5 protein-coding genes are annotated in these 6,513 nt (G+C 39.4%); all 5 read left to right on the top strand.

Annotated elements, in window-relative coordinates; genetic code table 11:
- The coding region (locus RLO81_RS08405; protein WP_350109979.1) for a DUF368 domain-containing protein at window positions 1-858 on the top strand (858 nt) is incomplete at its 5' end.
- A gap of 1 nt (window position 859) precedes the next feature.
- Window positions 860-1,588, top strand: coding sequence for a shikimate dehydrogenase family protein (locus RLO81_RS08400; RefSeq protein ID WP_350109976.1), 729 nt, complete (start codon window positions 860-862; stop codon window positions 1,586-1,588).
- 3 nt (window positions 1,589-1,591) lie between these two features.
- Window positions 1,592-3,613, top strand: a complete 2,022-nt coding sequence (gene uvrB, locus RLO81_RS08395) for an excinuclease ABC subunit UvrB (protein WP_350109973.1) — start codon at window positions 1,592-1,594, stop codon at window positions 3,611-3,613.
- A gap of 62 nt (window positions 3,614-3,675) precedes the next feature.
- Window positions 3,676-5,115 (top strand): trypsin-like peptidase domain-containing protein, encoded by a 1,440-nt coding sequence (locus tag RLO81_RS08390; protein WP_350109971.1) that lies wholly within the window; start codon window positions 3,676-3,678, stop codon window positions 5,113-5,115.
- Between the two features lie 112 nt (window positions 5,116-5,227).
- Window positions 5,228-6,513 (top strand): aldehyde dehydrogenase family protein (locus tag RLO81_RS08385; protein WP_350109968.1); only part of this gene is annotated, 1,286 nt, incomplete at its 3' end.

Here is a 6,513-nt window from a genome sequence, read left to right as displayed (position 1 = left end):
TCAGGCGGGACCATTGCTTTTATTACAGGTATCTATACGGAGCTGTTAGACGCTATCAAATCTGTAAATGGTAATTCATTAAGATTGCTTCTGAAATTTCAATTTGTAGATTTTTGGAATGCTGTGAATGGTAAATTTTTGTTGCCACTTTTCTTGGGCATACTCACTAGCCTTTTATCGCTTGCCAAAATAATAAAACACCTTTTAGAAAATGAAGCCATTTCGCTTTGGTCATTCTTCTTTGGGCTAATAGTTGTTTCTTCTTTATTGGTATTACGTGAAATAAAGAAATGGAATCCCGGGGTGGTTGGCGCTATGTTAGCAGGTATAGCCATTGCATATTGGGTTACTATTACTTCACCCACAGAAACTACAGAGGCCTATTGGTTCATATTCTTATCCGGTGGTATTGCTATTTGCGCTATGATTCTACCAGGTATTTCAGGTGCATTTATCTTATTAATACTAGGTAAATATGAGTTCATAATTAAGGCTGTTACAGAACAGGATTTTTTAATCATAGGTGTTTTTGCTTTGGGGTGCATAGCCGGACTTTTGTCATTTGCCAGAACTGTTTCGTGGTTATTAAAAAATTATCACGATTTGGCCGTAGCCCTGCTTTCTGGCTTTATGATTGGCTCATTAAACAAAGTGTGGCCCTGGAAAATAGCCCTTGCCTTCAGAATAAACAGTGAAGGGCATCAAGTTGCAACCGTAACTAAAAATGTACTTCCTGGTGAATTTTTAAGAGCTACTGGTGAATACCCTCTAGTGCTTCAGGCAATATTATTCATGGCTTTGGGCATATTAATAGTTGTGGCCATTGAAAAAATAGCACATAGAAAAACTGCTAATTAAAATGAGACAGTTTGGACTCATCGGTAAGAAACTCTCTCATTCTTTTTCTAAAAACTACTTTACTGAAAAGTTTAATCTACTGGGTTTAGATGATCATTCTTACGAACTATTTGAGTTATCATCCATCGAGCAAATCAAAGCTGTATTTGAAACTAAAAATATTGAAGGCCTAAACGTTACTGTGCCTTATAAAGAAGATGTTATTCCATATTTAGATGGTTTAGATCAATCGGCAGAAAAAGTAAAAGCCGTTAATGTCATTAAGATCACAAATGGAAAGAACGTAGGTTATAACTCTGATTACATCGGGTTTAAGAATTCATTGAACAACTGGCTACCACAACAATATCAAGGTACTGCATTAATTCTTGGCACTGGTGGCGCATCAAAGGCTGTATCGTGTGCCTTGAGCGACCTAAAAATTCCTTATACGTTTGTTTCACGCAAGCCAACAGCCAATGAAATAAGTTACCAAGAGGCAAGTTCCTTACTACCACAGGCTCATTTAATAATCAATACAACTCCACTGGGAATGGCACCAGATACGAATACTTGTCCAGACTTAGACTTTAATCAAATTACATCTGAACATTACCTTTACGACCTCGTTTACAATCCAGAAGAAACACTCTTTTTAGCTAAAGGAAAATCAAAAGGAGCTTCTATCAAAAACGGCCTCGAAATGTTACATTTACAAGCTGAGGAATCTTGGAAAATCTGGAATAAGTAATCTATGGAATTTAAACTTACAAGTGAGTATGAGCCCACTGGAGACCAGCCTAAAGCCATCAGCGAACTTGTTAAAGGTATTGATGAGGGCGAGTTAAACCAAACACTTTTAGGGGCAACCGGTACGGGGAAAACATTTACCATGGCCAATGTGATTGCCCAAACGGGCAAGCCAACACTTATTCTAAGCCATAACAAAACGTTAGCTGCCCAACTTTATGGAGAGTTTAAAAATTTCTTCCCTGAAAATGCCGTTGAATACTTTATTTCCTATTACGATTACTATCAGCCCGAAGCTTTTATCCCCAACTCCGGCTTGTATATTGAAAAAGATTTATCGATTAACGATGAAATTGAAAAGCTTAGGCTAAGTGCCACCTCTTCGCTGCTAACGGGCAGAAGGGACATTATTGTGGTGGCGTCTGTTTCATGCATTTATGGTATTGGTAATCCAGAAGAGTTTGGAAAAAATATTGTAAAGCTAAAAGTGGGCGAAACCATTGCCAGAAATAAACTCCTTTTCGCTTTAGTTGACATACTTTATAGCCGAACAGAAGGTGAGTTTAAGCGTGGCACTTTCCGCGTAAAAGGTGATACGGTTGACATTTTTGTAGCCTATGGCGATTTTGCCTATCGGGTTATTTTCTGGGGCGATGATATTGAGGCAATTCAACAAATCGATCCACAATCTGGAAAGAAAATTAGTGATGAAACGGCCGTAACAGTCTTTCCCGCCAACTTATTTGTGACAGGTAAAGAATTACTGCACACTGCCATCCATGAAATTCAGGATGACATGGTAGAACAGGTGAATTACTTTGAATCGGAACAGCGTCACCTTGAAGCAAAGCGCTTAAAAGAGCGTACAGAGTTTGATCTTGAAATGATGCGCGAGCTAGGTTATTGTTCCGGTGTAGAAAACTATTCCAGGTATTTTGACAGGCGACAAGCAGGTGCAAGGCCATTCTGCTTACTTGATTATTTCCCTGATGATTACCTCATGATCATTGATGAAAGTCATGTCACTATTCCACAAGTACGAGCTATGTGGGGTGGCGATCGTTCAAGAAAAGTAAACCTTGTGGATTTTGGCTTTAGGCTTCCCTCTGCATTAGATAACAGGCCATTAACCTTTAATGAATTTGAAGGCTTACTCAATCAGACCATTTATGTGAGTGCTACACCGGCTGAATATGAATTACGGAAGTCCGAAGGTGTGATTGTGGAACAAGTAATTAGGCCAACAGGTTTACTCGACCCTGAAATTGATGTTCGACCAAGTACAAACCAAATTGATGATTTACTCGAAGAGATTGATGAGCGAGTGAAAAAAGAAGAGCGGGTTCTGATAACCACACTCACCAAGCGTATGGCTGAGGAGCTTACCAAATATTTAGAAAGAGTTAATGTCAAATGTCGCTATATTCATAGCGAAGTTGATACCCTGGATCGTGTTGAAATATTGCGAGAATTAAGATTAGGAGTTTTTGATGTGTTGGTGGGCGTTAACCTATTGCGCGAAGGTCTGGATTTACCAGAAGTATCATTAGTAGCCATTATTGATGCAGATAAAGAAGGCTTTTTAAGAAATGAGCGTTCGCTAATTCAAACAATAGGTAGAGCAGCACGTAACTCCAACGGTCGTGTAATTATGTATGCTGATAAGGTAACAGGTTCTATGCAGCAGGCTATTGATGAAACCAACAGAAGAAGAAGCTTACAAATTGCCTACAATGAGGAGCATGGGATCACCCCAACTACGATAATCCGTTCAAAAGATTCTATCTTAAAACAAACAAAAGTAGCGGACAGAAAAGCGTCCTCAGCCAAATATTATATTGAAGAAGAACAGTCCATAGCCGCTGACCCTGTAGTATCTTATATGGATAAAAAAGGATTGGAAAAAATGATCGCCAATACACAAAAATCTATGGAGAAAGCTGCCAAAGAACTGAATTTTATGGAAGCTGCCAGGCTGCGAGATGAAATGCTAGAGTTAAAGAAATTATTGGCGGAAAAGGAATAAGATCAAATTCTACTCAACACAATTTAAAATAATGCGTTGAATTATAGTTAAATGATTGATTTATGAATTCAAGATCACTATTTATAATTGTTTTAGGCTCAAGTATGATAGGTGCTATGCTCTCAGCAGCCATTGTATTATCATACGTTCAAAATAACCCTACCTACAACTACTCATCCATTTCAAACCGTCAGGATAGATTAGTCAATAATGCAAACTATACCGATACATCGTTTACAATTCCTAAAGGTCTCAATTTTGTATCCGCAGCAGATAAGGTTACACAGTCAGTCGTGCATATCAGGTCAGTTTATAGCGGTGGAGCCAGTAGCTTTAATGCGTTAGAAGGTTTCTTCAGAGGGCCGGCACAATCTTCTGGTTCGGGGGTAATTTTAACAGACGATGGTTTTATAGTAACCAATAACCACGTGATTGAAGATGCCAGCGAGATTGAAGTTGTCTTGCAAGATAACAGAAGCTATTTCGGAAAGCTCGTAGGCAAAGACCCCACAACAGATCTAGCACTTATCAAAATTGAAGAGACCAACCTGCCCTACTTAAGCTATGGCAATTCAGATAATATCAAAACAGGAGAATGGGTATTGGCTGTTGGTAATCCATTCGATTTAAATTCTACGGTTACTGCAGGCATTGTAAGCGCCAAAGCAAGAAATATTGGCATTTTAAGGGATAGAAATAATTTACAGATTGAGTCATTCATTCAAACTGATGCCGCGGTAAACCCGGGCAATAGTGGTGGCGCCTTAGTGAACCTAAAAGGTGAACTTGTTGGAATTAATACAGCCATAGCTACACCAAACGGAAGCTATGCAGGCTACTCATTTGCTGTGCCGGTAACTCTGGTTAAAAAAGTGATGGACGACTTGCTGGAATATGGCGAAGTACAAAGAGGGTTGTTAGGTATTCGAATTGGCGATGTCACCGCTCGTTTAGCTGAAGCGAGAGGTCTGGATGTGGTTAATGGCGTTTTTGTAAGTTATGTTAATGACAACAGCTCTGCGCAAGAAGCAGGCATAGAGCAAGGCGATGTAATCATTGGGATCAATGAAATTGAAGTGACTAATGTTTCTGAGTTGCAGGAATTGGTAGCAAGAAACCGACCGGGTGATGAAGTAACTGTCACTTACATTCGCAAAGGTGAAAGAAATAGCGTTAAAGCAGTATTACGAAACACTTCCGGCACAACAGATTTAATCGCTAAATCCTATAATCCAGAATTAGAAGGTGCTGTTTTTCGGGAATTGAATAATGATGAAATGGCTTCAATGCAACTTAATGGCGGGGTGAAAGCTACTGACGTTAATGAAGGTAAATGGAAGGAATCAGGACTAAAGAAAGGCTTCATCATTACCAAAATTGACAAAGTAGATATAATAGACCTGGCCGATTTACACTTGGTTTTGGAGAATAAAAATGGTGGTATTTTGGTGGAAGGAATAACGCCATATGGTGAACCGGGTGTGTTAGGTGTAGATTGGTAATAATTATTATACAAACGATTGAAGGGAGGCAATAGCCTCCTTTTTTATTACCATTTACCTGCCTCCTTTAGGTAAATTTTATAGCTTTGCAGCCTGTTAACTAAAAGTAATTATGAGCAATAAGTTTGGTATAGAGGAAGCCCTAAAGTCACTCGAATTAAAAGATATAAATTCAGGCACATCCACTGGTGCACATTGGTTGGAAAGCAAAGGTGAAGGGATTTCATCTTATTCTCCTGTTGATGGTGCTTTAATAGGCAAAGTAGTTGCCACTACTCCTGAGCAATACGAAGAGGTTGTTAACAAGGCAGCGGAAGCGTTTAAATCATGGCGATTGATACCAGCCCCTAAAAGAGGTGAGGTGGTACGCCAAATTGGTGAGGAGCTAAGAAAGTATAAAGAGCCATTAGGAAAGCTTGTTTCTTATGAAATGGGCAAATCGTACCAGGAAGGTTTAGGTGAAGTTCAGGAAATGATTGATATCTGTGATTTTGCTGTTGGTCTTTCACGCCAGCTTCATGGCCTTACAATGCACTCTGAAAGACCAAGCCATAGAATGTATGAACAATATCACCCACTTGGCATTGTAGGTATTATTTCAGCATTCAACTTCCCGGTAGCTGTATGGTCATGGAACACCATGCTTGCCTGGGTTTGCGGTGATGTATGTATTTGGAAGCCATCAGAAAAAACACCATTGTGTAGTATTGCCTGTCAAAATATCATCAATAAAGTATTTGCTAAAAATGATGTCCCTGAAGGTGTTTCTTGTATTGTTAATGGTGACTATCAGATTGGTGAGTTGATGTCAAATGACAAGCGAGTTCCTTTGGTTTCCGCTACTGGCTCTACCAGAATGGGTAAAAAAGTAGGTGCAGCCGTAGGTGCTCGTTTAGGAAGAGCTTTGCTGGAGCTAGGTGGCAATAATGCAATCATCATCACAGAAAATGCTGATTTGGATGTAGCTATCACCGGAGCATTATTTGGTGCTGTTGGAACTTGTGGCCAACGTTGTACATCTACAAGAAGATTAATCATCCACGAAAGCAAGTTTGATGAAGTGAAGAGTAAATTGACGAGCGCATATGGTCAATTAAGAATTGGGAATCCTTTGGATGAGAATAACCACGTGGGGCCATTGATCGATAAGGATGCAGTAAAAATGTATGAGCATGCCATTGAAGAAATCAAAAAACAAGGCGGTACTATTTTAGTTGAAGGTGGTGTACTCATTGGTGAAGGCTATGAATCTGGCTGTTATGTAAAACCAGTAATTGCAGAAGCCTCTAATGATTTGCAAATTGTGCAGCATGAAACATTTGCTCCAATACTATACTTAATGAAATACAAAACGATTGATGAGGCTATTGCGCTTCAAAATGGCGTGGTGCAAGGTTT

Source organism: Fulvivirga sp. (genome assembly GCF_040220315.1).
In the GTDB taxonomy this organism is placed as follows: Bacteria; Bacteroidota; Bacteroidia; order Cytophagales; family Cyclobacteriaceae; genus Fulvivirga.
The sequence above is the reverse complement of the archived record's forward strand: the minus strand, read 5'-3'. Positions and strand labels throughout refer to the sequence as shown.